General features: G+C 44.7%; 13 protein-coding genes and 2 pseudogenes. 4 read left to right on the forward strand and 11 right to left on the reverse strand.

Annotated elements, in window-relative coordinates; genetic code table 11:
* Positions 1-112 precede the first annotated feature (112 nt).
* The 7 genes and pseudogenes from ppiD to AB6D58_RS15325 all read right to left on the reverse strand — a co-directional run.
* Complete coding sequence (ppiD, locus tag AB6D58_RS15295; RefSeq protein ID WP_017060618.1) at positions 113-1,978, reverse strand: peptidylprolyl isomerase; 1,866 nt, start codon at positions 1,976-1,978, stop codon at positions 113-115.
* A gap of 218 nt (positions 1,979-2,196) precedes the next feature.
* A complete protein-coding gene (locus AB6D58_RS15300) occupies positions 2,197-2,490 on the reverse strand; it encodes an HU family DNA-binding protein (RefSeq protein ID WP_012604504.1) in 294 nt (97 codons plus the stop codon).
* Between the two features lie 168 nt (positions 2,491-2,658).
* Complete coding sequence (gene lon, locus AB6D58_RS15305; protein WP_017060619.1) at positions 2,659-5,010, reverse strand: endopeptidase La; 2,352 nt, start codon at positions 5,008-5,010, stop codon at positions 2,659-2,661.
* Positions 5,011-5,142: 132 nt separating this feature from the next.
* Positions 5,143-6,423, reverse strand: coding sequence for an ATP-dependent protease ATP-binding subunit ClpX (clpX, locus tag AB6D58_RS15310; protein ID WP_009847283.1), 1,281 nt, complete (start codon positions 6,421-6,423; stop codon positions 5,143-5,145).
* Positions 6,424-6,504: 81 nt separating this feature from the next.
* A complete protein-coding gene (clpP, locus tag AB6D58_RS15315; protein WP_004736080.1) occupies positions 6,505-7,131 on the reverse strand; it encodes an ATP-dependent Clp endopeptidase proteolytic subunit ClpP in 627 nt (208 codons plus the stop codon).
* A 105-nt stretch (positions 7,132-7,236) separates the two neighbouring features.
* The gene (gene tig, locus AB6D58_RS15320; RefSeq protein ID WP_017065881.1) at positions 7,237-8,535 is read right to left on the reverse strand and encodes a trigger factor; all 1,299 of its coding nucleotides are present in this window, start codon (positions 8,533-8,535) and stop codon (positions 7,237-7,239) included.
* A 294-nt stretch (positions 8,536-8,829) separates the two neighbouring features.
* Positions 8,830-9,012, reverse strand: a pseudogene (locus AB6D58_RS15325) (hypothetical protein); the annotation flags it as partial.
* A gap of 163 nt (positions 9,013-9,175) precedes the next feature.
* On the opposite strand from AB6D58_RS15325, the gene AB6D58_RS15330 reads away from it, so the two are divergent.
* From AB6D58_RS15330 to AB6D58_RS15340, 3 genes are all read left to right on the forward strand, one after another.
* Positions 9,176-10,996: an ATP-binding protein gene (locus tag AB6D58_RS15330; protein ID WP_372157700.1), complete on the forward strand. Its 1,821-nt coding sequence runs from the start codon at positions 9,176-9,178 to the stop codon at positions 10,994-10,996.
* A gap of 29 nt (positions 10,997-11,025) precedes the next feature.
* Complete coding sequence (locus AB6D58_RS15335; protein ID WP_102393527.1) at positions 11,026-12,375, forward strand: sigma-54 dependent transcriptional regulator; 1,350 nt, start codon at positions 11,026-11,028, stop codon at positions 12,373-12,375.
* Between the two features lie 78 nt (positions 12,376-12,453).
* Entirely contained in the window at positions 12,454-12,627 is a 174-nt protein-coding gene (locus tag AB6D58_RS15340; protein ID WP_017060624.1) for a hypothetical protein, read from the forward strand.
* 54 nt (positions 12,628-12,681) lie between these two features.
* On the opposite strand, the gene AB6D58_RS15345 is transcribed toward AB6D58_RS15340, so the two are convergent.
* From AB6D58_RS15345 to AB6D58_RS15355, 3 genes are all read right to left on the reverse strand, one after another.
* Positions 12,682-14,043, reverse strand: coding sequence for a TRAP transporter large permease (locus AB6D58_RS15345; RefSeq protein WP_017060625.1), 1,362 nt, complete (start codon positions 14,041-14,043; stop codon positions 12,682-12,684).
* A gap of 2 nt (positions 14,044-14,045) precedes the next feature.
* Complete coding sequence (locus tag AB6D58_RS15350) at positions 14,046-14,801, reverse strand: TRAP transporter small permease (RefSeq protein ID WP_048607896.1); 756 nt, start codon at positions 14,799-14,801, stop codon at positions 14,046-14,048.
* 64 nt (positions 14,802-14,865) lie between these two features.
* Positions 14,866-15,861, reverse strand: coding sequence for a TRAP transporter substrate-binding protein (locus tag AB6D58_RS15355; RefSeq protein ID WP_017071719.1), 996 nt, complete (start codon positions 15,859-15,861; stop codon positions 14,866-14,868).
* 337 nt (positions 15,862-16,198) lie between these two features.
* Here AB6D58_RS15355 and AB6D58_RS15360 point away from each other — a divergent pair, with 337 nt between their 5' ends.
* Entirely contained in the window at positions 16,199-16,606 is a 408-nt protein-coding gene (locus tag AB6D58_RS15360; RefSeq protein ID WP_048607892.1) for a thioesterase family protein, read from the forward strand.
* A gap of 2 nt (positions 16,607-16,608) precedes the next feature.
* Here the strand turns inward: AB6D58_RS15360 and AB6D58_RS15365 are convergent.
* Positions 16,609-16,995: pseudogene (locus AB6D58_RS15365) on the reverse strand (4'-phosphopantetheinyl transferase superfamily protein); the annotation flags it as partial.
* Between the last annotated feature and the right edge of the window lie 25 nt (positions 16,996-17,020).

The raw sequence follows: 17,020 nt of genomic DNA on the forward strand, positions 1-17,020 counted from the left end.
TATTTTCATCAGCTTGTTTGTTGGCTCACAAATCTGAATTAAAGCCTAACAATCACGTGTTGATTTCAGTAGTAAGCTCTAACTTGAGCTTGCTACTGAGGTAATCAAACGCTTACTGACCTTGACCCACTACGTAGTATTCAACGTCTGCGTTTTTACGAAGTACGTTTAATACGTTAGTCAGGTCTTGCTGGTTACCAACTCGCTCCAACTGTGCACCAATTTGAGTGCTGTAGGCTGGGTTGATCTCAGCCGTTACTTTAGAAAGCTCAACAACAACGATATTACCGTCTTGGTCTTTAGATTGACCGAACACAGCTTGACCTGCTTCTGGTTTCGCTAGAGCGAATACAGATGCCGCTAATGGCGAGTTACGGTCAATCGTTTCAAGTTCAGTGAACTCAAGGTTGTTGTCCGCTAGTACTGCTTCATTGCCTTGCTCAAGTTCGTTCACTAGAGAAACACCTAGCTCAACCGCTTGCTGCTCTGCTTGTACAGCAGACAGTGCAGCGACAACTTGATCTTTCACTTCAGCTAGAGGAAGAACTGTCTCATCACGAGTCTCTTCTACACGAACAACAATTACGTGCTCAGGTGCAACTTCGATAACTTCCGAGTTTAGACCGTCTTCTTTCACTTCAGGGCTCAAGATAGCTTGCATAACTGCAGGCGTCATCAGAACTTCTGGAGCGTCAACTTGAGAGATGAAATCTGTCGTTGTGATCTTCGCGTTGATAGCTTCTGCAGAATCATCTAGAGAATCTGGGAATTCAAACGCTACTTTTTCTAGCTCAGTTTGTTGCTCGTAGAACTGATCAACTGCGTGTTGGTCTAGAAGCTCTGTCTTAATCTCTGCCGCTACTTCAGTGTAAGGCTGAGCTTGAGACGCTTTTAGTTCGTCTAGCTTGATGATGTGGTAGCCGAAATCAGATTTAACTAGGCCAGTAGTATCGCCAATATTCTCAAGAGCGAAAGCCGCGTCTTCGAATGCAGGGTCCATAACATCGCGCTCAATCCAACCTAGGTCACCGCCAACGTCTGCACTACCGAAGTCGTCAGATTTCTCTTCCGCTAGCGTAGCAAAATCAGCGCCTGCATTTAGCTCGTCTAGGATTGCCTGAGCTTTCGCTTCGTCATCGCCTTGAACTAGGATGTGGCTAACTTTACGTTGCTCTTCCGTTGAGTACTTGTCTAGGTGCTCTTGGTAGTATTTCTGTGCTTCTTCATCGCTTACTTCAAGCTGAGACTTAAGCGCTTCAGCAGAAAGCTCAATGTAAGATACCTTAGCTTGTTCTGGACGAGTGTAAGCTGCTGGGTTCTCTTGGTAGTACTGTTCGATTTGCTCGTCAGTTAACTCGATGTCTTTTGCAAGGTCAGCAACAGACAGTGTCACTGTGCGAATGTCACGAGTTTGTGCGATAAGCTTGCTCTGAGTATCGATTTCGCCCTGAAGAACGAATTCACTGCCTTGAAGTGCAGTCACAAGCTGGTTGCGCATAAGGTCACGACGCATGTATTCAGCGAAGCTCTCTGCGCTGAAACCTGCACGACGTAGTGCCGATTGGTAAACTTCTTGGTCGAATTGACCCGCCGTTTGGAACTGAGGCATTTCTAGAATCATGGTGCGGATTTGAGAATCACTGATTCGTAGGCCTAGAGACTCAGCTTGCTGCTCAAGCAGTACGTCATTGATCATGCGATCAAGTACTGATTTACGGAAAGACTCTACGTAAGCAGGGTCTGCAAGCATTTGCGCGAAGTAATCGCCAAGTTGAGACTGCATACGATTACGTTCGTTTTGGTAAGCCTGTTCGAACTCACCACGAGCAATTTCTGTGTTGCCAACTTTAGCTGCTGCGTTGTTACCGCCACCGGTGATGTAGCTGCCTACACCTGCGAATACGAATGACAGGATAATCAACCCAAGGATAATTTTTACCGCGATGCTATTCACGCCTTCGCGTAATCGATCCATCATAATTTAAGTGCTCTCCGGATATGAAGCATTGGCTTCAAAATAAAAATCTATTCACGCGATATTATCAGAAAAAGAAATGCGCATCAGTAGGATGCGCATAATTTAAATAAGTTCAATGTGCTTTGTACACATACTGTTTAAGAATGAAACATCATTTTTCAAACAGTAAACGCATTTTACTGCCTTCCCCTCTTAAATGGAGGTTTCAGCAGTGAAAATTAGTTACATGCGTCTTTAAGTGCTTTACCCGCTTTGAAGCCAGGTACTTTAGCTTCTGCGATTTGGATCTCTTCACCAGTTTTTGGGTTACGACCTGTACGAGCAGCACGAGTACGAACACTGAAAGTACCAAAGCCAACAAGTGCAACTTGGTCACCAGATTGTAGCGTTGTGCCAACTGCTTCGATGAATGCGTCTAGAGCGCGGCCAGCTGAAGCTTTAGAGATGTCTGCGTTTTCTGCGATTGATTCTACTAGTTGTGTTTTATTCACTGTTTTTCCCCTATGTGTCATCTGTGACTACTTCTGATGACTGTACGTTCCATTTTGGTTTTAATTTAGCCGCAAGCCTTATTGCAAAAGGGCTGCCGCTTTGATCAATAACTTAGCGTCCAAAAAAAACGCTGACAAGCCTTTTCGGGCCTATCAGCGTAATTCTTTACTTATTTTTGCTATGCATCACTATTTTTTCACGTCAAACTCGACCCCTGACGGATCTCGTTCTAGCGCGACTTTGAGTACTTCATCAATCCACTGAACCGGGATCACCTTCAAGTCAGCGATTACGTTGTCTGGAATCTCTTCCAAATCACGCTCATTGTCTTTAGGGATCAGTACAGTTTTGATGCCGCCACGGTGTGCAGCAAGCAGTTTTTCTTTCAAGCCACCGATAGGTAAAACTTCACCACGAAGGGTAATTTCACCTGTCATACCGACCTCTGCTTTAACCGGGTTACCCGTCAAGCTAGAGACAAGTGCAGTACACATTGCGATACCCGCACTCGGGCCATCTTTCGGTGTAGCACCTTCTGGTACGTGAACGTGAATGTCACGTTTTTCGTAGAAATCTGAGTTGATACCCAGTTTTTCAGCACGAGAACGAACCACTGTCATTGCCGCTTGAATCGACTCTTTCATCACGTCGCCAAGTGAGCCAGTTTGCGTTAGCTTACCTTTGCCCGGCATTGCTTCGGTCTCGATAGTCAGTAGATCACCACCCACTTGAGTCCACGCTAGGCCTGTTACTTGACCGATACGGTTGCTTTCATCCGCTTTACCGAAGTCGTGGCGTTGAACACCTAAGTACTCTTTCAGATTATCAATGTTAACCGTTACAGACTTAAGATCGCTGTCTAGCAAGATGTTCTTCACTGCTTTACGACAGATTTTTGAGATTTCACGCTCTAGGCTACGTACACCCGCTTCACGCGTGTAGTAACGAATGATGCCGATGATTGCAGAGTCTTCAATCTCAATTTCATGAGGCTTAAGACCGTTGCGTTGAACTTGCTTGTCCAGTAAATGGCTCTTAGCAATGTTCAGCTTCTCATCTTCTGTGTAACCAGATAGACGAATCACTTCCATACGGTCCAGTAGAGGCCCAGGAATGTCCATCGAGTTCGATGTTGCCACGAACATAACATCTGACAGATCGTAATCTACTTCTAGGTAGTGATCGTTAAATGCGTTGTTTTGTTCTGGATCTAGAACTTCTAGAAGTGCTGAAGATGGGTCGCCACGCATATCAGAAGACATCTTATCGATCTCATCTAATAGGAACAGTGGGTTCTTAACACCAACTTTAGACATCTTCTGGATCAGTTTACCCGGAAGTGAACCGATGTACGTACGACGGTGACCACGAATCTCAGCTTCATCACGAACGCCACCAAGTGCCATACGCGTGTACTTACGACCCGTTGCCGCAGCAATCGAACGACCTAGCGAGGTTTTACCTACACCAGGAGGACCAACAAGACAAAGGATTGGGCCTTTTAGCTTGTTGATACGGTTTTGTACTGCCAAGTATTCAAGAATACGTTCTTTAACACGCTCTAAGCCGTAGTGGTCTTCGTTTAAGATCTCTTCCGCTTTCGCTAGATTCTTTTTCACTTTTGAACGCTTAGCCCAAGGAACGCCCACCATCCAATCAATGTAGCTACGTACTACTGTTGCTTCAGCAGACATTGGCGACATCATTTTCAGTTTTTGCAGTTCTTGCTCGGTTTTTTCACGAGCTTCTTGAGGCATCTTAGAGTCTTCGATCTTCTTCTTCAGAGTCTCGAATTCATCAGGAGCGTCGTCCATCTCGCCAAGTTCTTTCTGAATCGCTTTCATTTGCTCATTCAGGTAGTACTCACGCTGAGATTTTTCCATTTGCTTCTTAACGCGGCCACGAATGCGTTTTTCAACTTGCAAGATGTCAATTTCTGACTCCATTTGGCCCATCAAGAATTCCAGACGTTCAGTCACATCTAAGATTTCTAGAACGTGCTGCTTGTCTACCAGTTTAAGTGGCATGTGTGCAGCAATCGTATCAGCAAGGCGAGCTGCCTCATCAATACCGTTCAGAGATGTTAGAACTTCTGGTGGAATCTTTTTGTTCAGCTTAATAAAGCCTTCGAATTGATTGATCGCGCTGCGAACAACCACTTCTTGTTCTTTTTCGTCAAGTTCTGAGGTTACAACGTATTCTGCGTCCGCTAAGAAAAACTCACTTTCTTTGAATTGGTGAATTTTTGCACGCTGCTGACCTTCGACAAGCACTTTAACAGTACCATCAGGGAGCTTTAGTAACTGAAGAATGGTAGCGACAGTACCTACTTTAAATAGGTCGTCAATTGAAGGCTCATCAGTGTCCGCTTCTTTCTGCGCTACAAGTAGTACTTGTTTGTTAGCTTCCATTGCCGATTCAAGGCAAGTAATCGATTTTTCACGACCAACAAACAATGGAATAACCATGTGTGGGTAAACCACTACATCACGTAGAGGTAGCACGGGGATTTCGATACGCTCGGAACGTTCCAAGTTCATATATTTCTCTCTTCCGCTTTAACTTATAAAGCAGTATATGGGGCTTAAACGACTGGATTCAATGGAAGAATAAAAAAAAGGAGGTAATTGCTTACCTCCTTTTTCAATTTGAGTGACTTGTCTAAAAAAGACCTACTCTGCAACAGCTGCTTGGTTATCTGAGTTGCTGTAAATTAATAGTGGTTCTGACTCACCATTAATTACCGACTCATCAATCACAACCTTGCTTACATCAGTTGAAGATGGCAGTTCGTACATAGTTTCTAGTAGAACACCCTCCAAGATAGAACGTAGACCACGAGCACCTGTTTTACGGTTCATTGCTTTCTTAGCAATGGCACGTAAAGCATCTTCACGGAATTCTAACTCTGTATCCTCAAGCTCAAATAATGCTGCGTACTGTTTTGTAAGTGCATTCTTTGGCTCACATAGGATTTGGATTAGCGCTTCTTCATCAAGCTCTGTCAGTGTTGTTGTCACAGGTAGACGACCAATGAATTCTGGAATCAGACCATATTTCACTAGATCTTCAGGTTCTACTTGAGTGAACAATTCACCGATAGTTTTGGTTTCATCTTTTGAACGCACTTCTGCGCCAAAGCCGATACCTGAACCTGTTTCTACACGCTGTTCAATCACTTTATCTAGGCCTGCAAACGCACCACCACAGATAAATAAGATCTTAGACGTGTCCACTTGCAAGAACTCTTGCTGTGGATGCTTACGACCACCTTGAGGTGGAACTGAAGCTACTGTACCTTCAACAAGTTTTAGTAGAGCTTGCTGTACACCTTCACCAGACACGTCACGCGTGATTGATGGGTTTTCAGCTTTACGAGAAATCTTGTCGATTTCATCGATGTAAACAATGCCGCGTTCCGCTTTCGCTACGTCGTAATCACATTTCTGAAGCAACTTCTGGATGATGTTTTCAACATCTTCGCCCACGTAACCCGCTTCGGTTAGTGTTGTTGCGTCTGCCATTGTGAAAGGAACGTCTAGGAAACGAGCCAATGTTTCAGCCAGTAGTGTTTTACCACTACCAGTAGGACCGATAAGAAGAATGTTACTCTTACCTAGCTCTACGCCTTCAGCTGTCGTATCACCATTACGTAAACGCTTGTAGTGGTTATAAACTGCAACTGCTAGCACTTTCTTCGCGTATTCTTGACCGATTACATAGTCGTCAAGATGCTCACGAATCTCACGCGGCGTTGGCAGCGATTCCGATTCTTTCTTAGGAAGAACATCTTTAATTTCTTCACGAATAATGTCGTTACAAAGATCGACACATTCATCACAAATGTAAACAGAAGGACCTGCGATTAACTTGCGAACTTCGTGTTGGCTTTTGCCACAGAAAGAGCAGTAAAGCAGTTTACCGCTACCACCCTCTTTGCTTTTATCTGTCATTCGCTAACCTCTTAGCCTTAACTCTCTATGCTTGAGTGTATATCAATTTGAATCACTTTGCGTTAAACAATTGCCCTGCAATTATTGACCGCGGTGATTAAGAACTGAATCCACCAAGCCGTATTCTACTGCTTGATCAGCAGACATGAAGTTATCACGATCTGTATCGCGCTCAACAACTTCTAGAGGCTGACCAGTGTGCTCTGCCAATAGTTTGTTTAGCTTTTGTTTGATCGTTAGGATCTCTTGCGCGTGAATTTGAATATCAGACGCTTGGCCTTGGAAGCCGCCAAGTGGCTGGTGAATCATTACACGTGAGTTTGGAAGCACGTGACGCTTACCAGGAGTACCACCCGCTAGTAAGAATGCACCCATAGAGCAAGCTTGACCCATACATACTGTGCTCACGTTTGGCTTGATGAACTGCATTGTGTCGTAGATAGACATGCCTGCTGTTACGCTACCGCCAGGTGAGTTGATGTAAAGATAGATATCTTTGTCTGGGTTTTCTGATTCCAAGAAAAGCAGTTGAGCCACGACAAGATTTGCCATGTGGTCTTCCACTTGACCTGTTAAGAAAATGATACGTTCTTTTAATAGACGAGAATAAATATCGTAAGAACGTTCACCACGGGAAGTCTGTTCAACCACCATAGGAACTAGTGCGTCCATAATCGATGGCATTGTATTTTTTTCTTGGTAGCTCATATTCTTATGTCCCTAAAATAAATGGCCCGAATGATTAAATCATACGGACCATTGTTAGCAGAATTGTTGACCGTACGTCAACCTTCTACGTCAGATATTACTATATTAAGCAGGTTGCTGATTCATTAGCTCGTTGAAGCTAACTTCTTTATCAGAAACTTGAGCTTTAGCGATGATTGCATCAATAGCTTGCTCTTCTAGAGCAACATTGCGCATGTTGTTCATCATTTGCTCGTTTTGCTCGTAGTAAGCAATAACTTCTGTTGGATCTTCGTATGCTGTAGCCATCTCTTCGATGATAGCTTTAACTTTCTCGTCGTCAGCTTTTAGCTCTTCAGTCTTGATTACTTCACCAAGAAGAAGACCTACAACTACGCGACGTTTAGCTTGCTCTTCGAACAGCTCACGTGGAAGTTGGTCAGCAGCTTCAGTGTTGCCACCGAAACGTTGAGCAGCTTGTTGACGTAGAACACCGATCTCTTGATCGATTAGAGCAGAAGGTACGTCGATGTTGTTTTCGTTAACTAGACCGTCGATAGCTTGCTCTTTGATGCGGTTCTTAACAGCTTGCTTAAGCTCACGCTCCATGTTCTTACGAACTTCAGCTTTAAGACCTTCAACGCCGTCAGTTGCGCCGAACTTAGCAACGAATTCTTCGTTTAGTTCTGGAAGTTCACGAGCTTCAACTTTGTTCAGCTTGATAGAGAACTTAGCTGCTTTACCTTTTAGGTTTTCAGCGTGGTAATCTTCTGGGAAGTTTACGTCGATTTCGAATTCCATACCTGCTGTTTTACCAACGATACCGTCTTCGAAGCCAGGGATCATGCGACCAGCGCCCATCTCTAGTGGGAAGTTCTCAGCTTTGCCGCCTTCAAACTCTTCACCGTCGATAGAACCAACGAAGTCGATAGTTGCACGAGAACCAGCGTCAGCAGCAGCTTCAACTTCAGTCCAAGTTGCTTGTTGCTTACGTAGAGTTTCGATCATCTCTTCAACGTCAGCTTCTTTAACTTCTACTGCTGGTTTCTCAACAGTGATGTTTTCTAGACCTTTCAGCTCAACTTCTGGGTAAACTTCAAAAGTTGCGTTGAATACTAGGTCAGCGCCTTCGTTGTTTTCAACTGGTGCGAAAGTAGGTGCGCCAGCTGGGTTGATTTTCTCTTTAACGATCGCTTCGATGAAGTGACGTTGCATTACTTCGCCCATCACGTCTTGACGTACTGCTTTGCCGTACATTTTAGCAACCATCTTCATTGGCACTTTGCCTTTACGGAAACCATCGAAACGACGGTTTTTCGCGATGTTGCGTAGTTCAGCTGTAACTGCATCTTCGATGTTAGCAGCAGGAACAGTAATATTAAGACGGCGCTCTAGGCCTTCTAGCGTTTCAACAGTAACTTGCATTATATAAACCTCAAAACTGGCTCAGTAATCTGAGCATATGAGCCGTAACTTAGCTTTAATTCAAAAGCAGACGTTGTTGGCTGCATCCTTGTGTAGTGCTCTATCCGAACACCTAATTTAAAATCGAGCATTGATGTCTGAATTGATTATTCAACCAAACACCAGACTAATCAGCGATATCTTCGTTCTTCACACGTCGATTAAAACGCAATAAAGCTTGTTTTCAGAAACAAGAAAGGTATCTCCGATTAGCCTCAGGACAGAAATTTTAGACGCGACATTCTAGCGATCTGTTTAATCTCTGTCGAGCCGTTCACCTCTGCATGATGATGAATGCTCTAAATTCGTCCAACTAAGTGATACAAAAACGATCAAATCATCACTTAGCACAACAGAAATGGGGACAATAGCGACTTTTTCAAGGGAATCGAGGGCTTTTTTTGCTAAAAACCTTAAAAAGAGATCTTGCTCTTGTTTTACCCCTCAGAGTCGATAACTTTTTCAACAATCCCCGTTACAAACCCTTAACCTACATCCATCTGTTCACTCTCTGCTTTCAGCAAAAACTACCGCTATTTGCTACCATAAACGAGAGAAGACAGGCTTGATTGTTTACCAAAGAAATCAGCGGAGAGCCTTCATGTTTCAAGCTTTTAAAATCCCAATACTGTTAATGATCACATACAGTTTACTGATGGTGTTTGGCGGTCATTGGGTGTGGAGCACGAGCCATGAAAGTTTGTTAAATGATCATCAATCTAAGCTGGACCGCTTTTCGGTTCACATTTCCAGTCAATTAGACAAGTTCGCGCACATTCCCGAGCTGCTTTCGAAAGACAAAGAGCTGGTCGACGCCCTGCACTCTCCAAGTAACTCTGCGCAAATCGAACTCACTAATCGCTATCTAGAGCACGTAAACTCGGTGATTCAGGCATCAGACACCTACCTACTAGACAGCATCGGCACCACCATTGCAGCCAGTAACTGGAATCAACCACGTTCTTTTATTCGTCGTAACTTTGCTTTCCGCCCCTACTTTCAAGAAGCGATTGTTGGCAATGAAAATCAATATTTTGCGCTAGGTTCAACCTCAGGAAAGCGAGGCTATTATTATTCTTACCCCGTCTCCTATGCCGCCGAGATTATTGGCGTCATTGTCGTAAAGATGGATTTATCGCTGATTGAAGCAAGTTGGAAAGGCAAACAGAGTTTTTTTGTTGCTGACGATAAAGATCAAATTGTATTTATGTCGAGTAACCCTGAGTGGCTGTTCAAAAGCCTTCAGCCGCTAAGCGAAGTACAACACACTCGAATTCAAGAAAGCAGGCAGTATCTCGATACAAAAATAGAAAGCCTGCACTTCTCCGGCGATTTAGACAGTGCCACCAGTCGTATTGAGTCGCCACACAAACTCGTCCAAGAGCAGTTCTTTAGTTCTTCGCGTTTCCTAGCCGAACCAAAACTCACAATCCGAGTATTTTCTCCAACCCACTTAGTTTGGTGGGACTTGGTTGCTTACCTTGTGGTTCTGAGCCTTATCTTTGCGATTATTTATCTAACAATGCAGCTCAACCACCATAGACAACAAAGGCGCGCTCAGATAGACAGGCTGCAATCCGAAGCTAAGCAAAAACTCGAATTTCAAGTGCTTGAACGTACATCGGAGTTGCATGTTGAGATCAAACACCGTATCGAAACCGAGCATGTTCTGAGGCAAACCCAAGACGAGCTCATCCAAGCCGCCAAACTGGCAGTGCTAGGGCAGATGTCAGCGAGCATCAGTCACGAACTGAATAACCCGCTTGCCGCGATTCGCAGTTATGCCGACAACGGCCGATTGTTTCTTGCCAAAGAAAAAACCGATCGTGTCGATAACAATCTATCGCGAATCTCGGCACTCACTGATCGTATGGCGAAAATCAGCCACCAGCTTCGCTCGTTCGCCAAAAAATCTACTTCGGAAGAGCTACACACCTTACAAATACTCCCAGTTTTACATTCATCGAAAGAGCTGATGAAGCCACAACTCAAGAGCGAGCGAGTTAAGGTCAACGAACTCCCTGAGACCTTTGATGCTTGCGTGCTCGCCAACGCCATTCAACTGGAACAGGTGATCATTAACCTGCTGACCAACGCGATTCAGGCGGTGGAACAACAAGATGACAAACAATTAGCTATTCTGTTAGAGATTAGAGAGTCCGACCATCAACAAGCCAATACCTTGCTAATTCATGTCGATGATAACGGCCCCGGCTTCACCTCCCCTTCTAGCGGAAACTTTTTTGAACCCTTCCATACCACCAAGAAAAACGGACTTGGACTTGGGCTATCGATTTCTCAACAAATAATCAACGGAATAAATGGCAAGCTCGTTACCGGTAGTAGCCCTCAAGGCGGTGCTCGAATCAGCATAGAGTTGCCCCTTGTTGGACATGAACAGCAAACAAAAACTCAGCAATAACCAGAATACAAAGAAGTAAAGGAATCACTATGTGTCACGTCTATTTCATTGATGATGAATCCGATCTAAGAATGGCGATTGAACAGAGCTTCGAGCTCGCCGACATTGATGCCGAATTCTTTCCCGATGCGGAGTCTGCTCTGCTCGCGATTCAAGAAAACGGCTTACCTCACGTGATCATCACTGATATCTGTCTACCAGGTCTATCCGGGCATGATCTGCTCAACACCGTGATGCACAAAGACAAAGAGATCCCCGTGATCATGATTACTGGTCACGGCGATATTTCAATGGCCGTTCAAGCCATCCAATACGGCGCCTATGACTTCATTGAAAAACCTTTCGCTAATGAACGCCTGATCGAAACCACTAAGCGAGCGATAGAAAAACGTCAGCTCACACTAGAGAACCTTGAGTTAAAACGTTCACTCAAAGCCAGCCAAGCGCTCGGCCCTAGAATCATTGGTGATACGCAATCCATGACTGAGCTGCGCTCCATCATCACCCATATTGCCGACACCAATGCCGATATATTATTGTTTGGCGAGACAGGTACAGGTAAAGAGTTAGTAGCACGTTCTCTGCATGAACAAAGCAGCCGTCGAGAGCAAAACTTTGTCGCGGTCAACTGTGGTGCTGTTCCTGAAAACCTGATTGAGAGTGAACTGTATGGCCATGAAAAAGGGGCATTCACGGGCGCAGAAAGCAAGCGAGTGGGTAAATTCGAGTTTGCTCAAGGCGGAACTCTATTCTTAGATGAAGTTGAATCCATGCCGATGCAGGCACAAATTCGCCTATTACGCGTCTTACAAGAACGCGTTATTGAGCGAGTTGGTTCAAACGGTTTAGTGCCACTAGATATTCGAGTGATAGCAGCAACCAAAGTCGACCTAAAGAAAGCCGCTGAAGAAGGCTCTTTCCGCCAAGATCTCTATTATCGACTCAATGTTGTGACCTTAGATTTACCGCCGTTAAGAAGCCGACAAGAAGATATCCCAGCACTCTTCCACCACTTCTTACTGGTCGCTGCGGCGCGTTATGGCAAGACTGCCCCTGCCCTTCCACAAAAGGAGCTGCACGCACTTTTGGCTCATGATTGGCCGGGAAATGTTCGAGAATTACGTAATACTGCAGAGCGTTTTGTACTTTTAGGTAAGCTTTCTCACTTATCAGACAGCGCCACTGAAACTACTCAAGAACTGTCTTTGGCAGAATTGGTATCTGACTTTGAAAAAAACACGTTGAAGCAGGCACTTATTGAATGCAATGGCAGTATAAAAGAGACCATGGAGAGGCTGCAATTACCGAGGAAAACCCTCTACGATAAGATGCAAAAGCACCAGCTAACGAAAGAATCTTATAAGGTAGAACCAAACTAAATTAGATTTGGGAGCAAGATCACCTATACTTATTTCGACAACAGGATGTTATGCAATAAATATAATAAGGAAGTGGTTATGGGTGAGAAAACAAAAGTGCCATCGATTACCGATACTTTCGAGATAGATGGTATTTTTTATGCTGACAATCATGTCGATCTACACACGCCAGAATTAGAGGCAAAACGCGCTTTGTATGAGCAGATAAAGCCTCATTCAAATCGTGGCAGAAATATAGATGAGGAGGTCTAGCGACCTCCTCATTTTTTATGGATTAAATTCCATGTCAGTGAATGACTCAAATAGCTACTTGGTTATGATCTCTGGTCCCATCAAGGTGGTTGGTAACCATGTTGATACCCAAGGTACGTAAGTGACGATAATCAGGAATAAGAACATCACCCCAACCCACGGCAATGCGGCTTTTACCACGTTCATCATCGACATCTTCGCGACACCTGCGGTCACAAACAAATTGAGCCCGACAGGCGGCGTTATCATCCCTATCTCCATGTTCACCACCATCATGATACCTAGGTGAATTGGGTCGATACCGAGCGCAATTGCAATTGGGAATACCAAAGGAGCAACGATGATCAGCAAGCCTGATGGCTCCATGAACTGCCCACCAATCAAGAGTAAAACGTTCACTACAATCAAGAAGGTGATCGGCCCTAAGCCCGCAGATAGCATAGACTCAGTGATCATTTGAGGAATGCGCTCTTCGGTCAGTACATGCTTAAGAATCAGAGCATTGGCAATGATAAACAGCAGCATGATCGTCAGCTTGCCTGCATCGTAAAGCGTGTCTTTGGTGTCTTTATGGAAAAACGTTTGAAACACCTTGACCAGCGCTGGTTTGGTGTTGTTCTTGTCCGCAAACGGTCCCATATCTTTATAGATAAAGTTGGCAATAAAGAAGGCATACACCGCAGCCACTGCCGCCGCTTCTGTCGGAGTAAAGATGCCACCGTAGATACCACCTAAAATGATGACAATCAGCAGCAAACCCCAGCTCGCATCTTTCGCAGCTGCGAACATCTCGCCCCAGCCCACAAATGGCTGTGCCGGAATCTTCTTAATACGAGCTGCAATGTAGATAGCAATCATCAACATCACACCCGCCAGCAAACCAGGAATAACGCCACCTAAGAACATACGACCTACCGATACATCGGTCGCAGCCGCGTAAACCACCATCACGATGGACGGCGGAATCAAGATACCCAAAGTACCCGCGTTACAGATAACCCCTGCCGCGAACTCTTTTGAGTAACCGTTTTTGATCATACCTGCGATAACGATACTACCGATCGCCACTACCGTTGCAGGAGATGAACCAGAAAGGGCTGCGAACATCATACATGCCACAACCGACGCCATCGCCAAGCCGCCGCGGAACCAACCTACCATCGCGATAGCAAAACGGATAATACGTTTCGCCACGCCACCAGTAGACATGAAGCTAGAGGCCAAAATAAAGAAAGGAATCGCTAAGAGTGTGTAGTGGCCTGCAAATGCATTAAACAGCGTTTGTGCGACTGAAGCTAATGACGCATCTGAGTGCATCAATAAGAATATTACGCTCGATAAACCGAGGGAAATTGCAATTGGTACACCGACCAACATGAAAGCAATTACCATTAAAAATAGAAATAACATTGCCATGATTAGTCTTCCTTACCGTTAGATTTTGTACTCGACTCATTCGCTTTGTTCTGCGGAGTCGAATTCAATACCGCTGTCGCATCTTCGTCAGAGCCCGCTAGCACGTCTGCTTTCAACGCATCCAGCTCTTCTTCGGCTTCGTGTCCTGCAATCATGCGGTCAAGCTTGCCTGTTACGACTTGGTAAGCAACTTGAGCAAAACGGAACGTCAGCATTGCCATGCCAATCGGCAGCGCCATATAAGGAATAAAACGTGGTAGTTTCTCGTATCGCTCGCCTTCATTCAGCCAGTCAGCAAGAAACTGAAGCATCTCTGGCATTGGAATATCGTCGGTCTCGTACCATGCGCGATCGGTCGCGAATGGGTACCAATAATTCCAAGAGCCGATAAGCAGTAAGATTGAAAATGCTAGGCAGCTTGTCACGGCGATTAGCGCATACACTTTGCGTAGCTTTTCTGGGGCAAGGTTGATGATCACATCAACACCAATGTGGAAGTGTTTTTTAACGCCATAAGATGCGCCCACTAACACCATCCAAGCAAACATGAACACCGTCAGTTCCAGTGCCCATAAGATGTTGTCATTGAATGCGTATCGAAATACCACATTGGCAAAAGTAAGTAGCGTCATTGCGCCAAGGAAAAATGCGATTAATGACTCTTCAATCACATCCGTAACTCTTCCGACTTTGGAAAAAAGAGAGGTTTCCAGTGCTGATTCGCTAGAATTTGGTTGTTCCATTTGAGGCTTTTCCATAATTGACTCCGCTTATAATTGTTTTAATAAGGAGTGACGAATACTCGCCACTCCCTTAGCGGTGTTATTGGTTTGAAGCTAACGCTGCATCGATAAGGTCTGAACCGATGTCTTTTTCAAACTTCTTCCATACTGGTTGAAGCGCAGTTACCCATGCTTCACGCTGTTCAGGCGTAAGCGTACGAACCTCACCACCCGCTTCGATGATGTTGTTTTTGTTCGCTAGGTTAACTTTTGAAGATTCTGCGTTACGCGTCTCAGACACTTCTTGAACGATAGTGCCAAGCTGTGTGCGTACATCTTCAGGTAGGTCTTTCCAGAAGTCGTTTGACGTTACAACTAGGTAATCCAAGATACCGTGATTAGTTTCGGTCACGCCGTCTTGTACTTCAAAGAACTTCTTACCGTAGATGTTTGACCATGTGTTCTCTTGACCATCGATAACTTTAGTTTGCAAGCCACCGTACACTTCTTTGAAAGACATCTTCTGTGGGTTAGCGCCTAGTTGTTCAAACTGAGCCACCAATACATCCGATGCTTGAACACGGAATTTCAAACCTTTTGCATCTTCAGGGCTGATAAGAGGTTTGTTCGCCGACATCTGTTTCATGCCATTGTGCCAAAACGCAAGACCTTGCAGGCCACGACGCTTCATCGCGTTCTTCAGCTTTTCACCAGATTCTGAGTTTTGGAAACGGTCAACGGCTTCTACGTCTTCAAATAGGAAAGGAAGGTCAAAAATGCGGTATTTCTTAGTGAACTTCTCAAATTTTGACAGCGATGGCGCCGCCATTTGAACATCACCATTTAACAGGGCTTCCAGTACCTTATTATCATCGTAAAGTGTTGAGTTAGGGAAAACTTGCATACAAGCTTTTCCATTCATTTCTGTGTTTACTCGCTCTTCCAGTAAAGAAGCGGCGATGCCTTTCGGGTGCTTATCGGTATTGGTTACATGACTGAATTTAATCACGATTTCACCTGGGTCACAGTTTGCAGCAGCATTAAAACTTGTGAGCGCCAGAGCAGATACAGACAGCAGGGTAAGAGGCTTAAACATTATTATTCTCCTTAGTAAACAAAGCAGCCCTTCAATGGGAACTGCGTGCTTTCACTAAGGCAATTAGCGCGCCACATTGACACAAATCATCAACAACCCTTTAACCATAAGGCTTCATGATATTTACCTGTAGTAGTCACCAACTCGCCGCAAAAATTAATGGGTGGAAAATGACACATAGAATATTTGTAAATGGGTGGAAGCTGACCAATGTATTAGTGATGAATGAGGTCTGACCAAAAGCCCCATTCACGATGATGCCTTGAAGTAATTTCTACCTATCCTGTAGAGTGCTGCACAACTTAGTCAGATTTACACTTAATAAGAGTTGATACCAATGAGTCAGATCTACCATCACCCAGTACAAATTTACTATGAAGATACCGATCACTCTGGTGTGGTTTATCACCCTAACTTTCTTAAATACTTCGAGCGCGCGCGCGAGCATGTCTTGGGTAGCGATAAGCTGGCGGAGTTGTGGAATGAACATGGACTGGGGTTTGCGGTGTATAAAGCCAATATGACCTTTCAAGACGGCGTTGAGTTCGCAGAGATCTGCGATATCCGAACCTCTTTTGAGCTCGATGGCAAATACAAAACCTTATGGCGACAAGAGGTATGGCGTAAAGATGCAACCAAACCTGCCGTGATTGGTGATATCGAGATGGTTTGCCTAGATAAAGACAAACAACTTCAGCCTGTACCCGCAGAAGTATTAAAAGCGATGCTTGGAGAGTCGAGCTAACTTTATTTTATCCACATAGACGTAAAGAGATGAGACGACGAAAAGGTTCTCATCTCTATCTGCATGGGGAGCAAATTCCCGCCAAGCGTCACCGCAAAGCGATACTGTTCATCCAGCCGCCCTAAGCAACACTGCCAATCTGTAGAACTATCGTCTTGTTGAGCAGAATCCAAATTCAACCCAATCCCGCTATGTAGCCTGATTTCGCGATACAAGCCTGATTGAAAGCCTGACGAACTGAGTTCCACTACTTGCTTGGTCAAAAATGTTCGCTTGGTCAAATTAGAGAAATCGAACGAGAAGCTTCGCAACGATGTGGCTAGCCCCTTGCCTGTCGCTTTGATATACGACTCCTTCAGCGCCCAAAGATCGAAAAAACGCTGTCTCTGCAGTCGACTTTTCTTTGGACGTTCT

Origin of the sequence: Vibrio sp. 10N.239.312.D08 (assembly GCF_041466145.1) — a bacterium.
Lineage (GTDB): Bacteria > Pseudomonadota > Gammaproteobacteria > Enterobacterales > Vibrionaceae > Vibrio > Vibrio crassostreae_C.

Excerpts from the sequence above, each read along its gene's own strand:
- ppiD (WP_017060618.1), bottom strand. The coding sequence starts at position 1,978 with ATGATGGATCGATTACGCGAAGGCGTGAATAGCATCGCGGTAAAAATT.
- AB6D58_RS15300 (WP_012604504.1), bottom strand. The coding sequence starts at position 2,490 with ATGACACATAGGGGAAAAACAGTGAATAAAACACAACTAGTAGAATCA.
- lon (WP_017060619.1), bottom strand. The coding sequence starts at position 5,010 with ATGAACTTGGAACGTTCCGAGCGTATCGAAATCCCCGTGCTACCTCTA.
- clpX (WP_009847283.1), bottom strand. The coding sequence starts at position 6,423 with ATGACAGATAAAAGCAAAGAGGGTGGTAGCGGTAAACTGCTTTACTGC.
- clpP (WP_004736080.1), bottom strand. The coding sequence starts at position 7,131 with ATGAGCTACCAAGAAAAAAATACAATGCCATCGATTATGGACGCACTA.
- tig (WP_017065881.1), bottom strand. The coding sequence starts at position 8,535 with ATGCAAGTTACTGTTGAAACGCTAGAAGGCCTAGAGCGCCGTCTTAAT.
- AB6D58_RS15330 (WP_372157700.1), top strand. The coding sequence starts at position 9,176 with ATGTTTCAAGCTTTTAAAATCCCAATACTGTTAATGATCACATACAGT.
- AB6D58_RS15335 (WP_102393527.1), top strand. The coding sequence starts at position 11,026 with ATGTGTCACGTCTATTTCATTGATGATGAATCCGATCTAAGAATGGCG.
- AB6D58_RS15340 (WP_017060624.1), top strand. The coding sequence starts at position 12,454 with ATGGGTGAGAAAACAAAAGTGCCATCGATTACCGATACTTTCGAGATA.
- AB6D58_RS15345 (WP_017060625.1), bottom strand. The coding sequence starts at position 14,043 with ATGGCAATGTTATTTCTATTTTTAATGGTAATTGCTTTCATGTTGGTC.
- AB6D58_RS15350 (WP_048607896.1), bottom strand. The coding sequence starts at position 14,801 with ATGGAAAAGCCTCAAATGGAACAACCAAATTCTAGCGAATCAGCACTG.
- AB6D58_RS15355 (WP_017071719.1), bottom strand. The coding sequence starts at position 15,861 with ATGTTTAAGCCTCTTACCCTGCTGTCTGTATCTGCTCTGGCGCTCACA.
- AB6D58_RS15360 (WP_048607892.1), top strand. The coding sequence starts at position 16,199 with ATGAGTCAGATCTACCATCACCCAGTACAAATTTACTATGAAGATACC.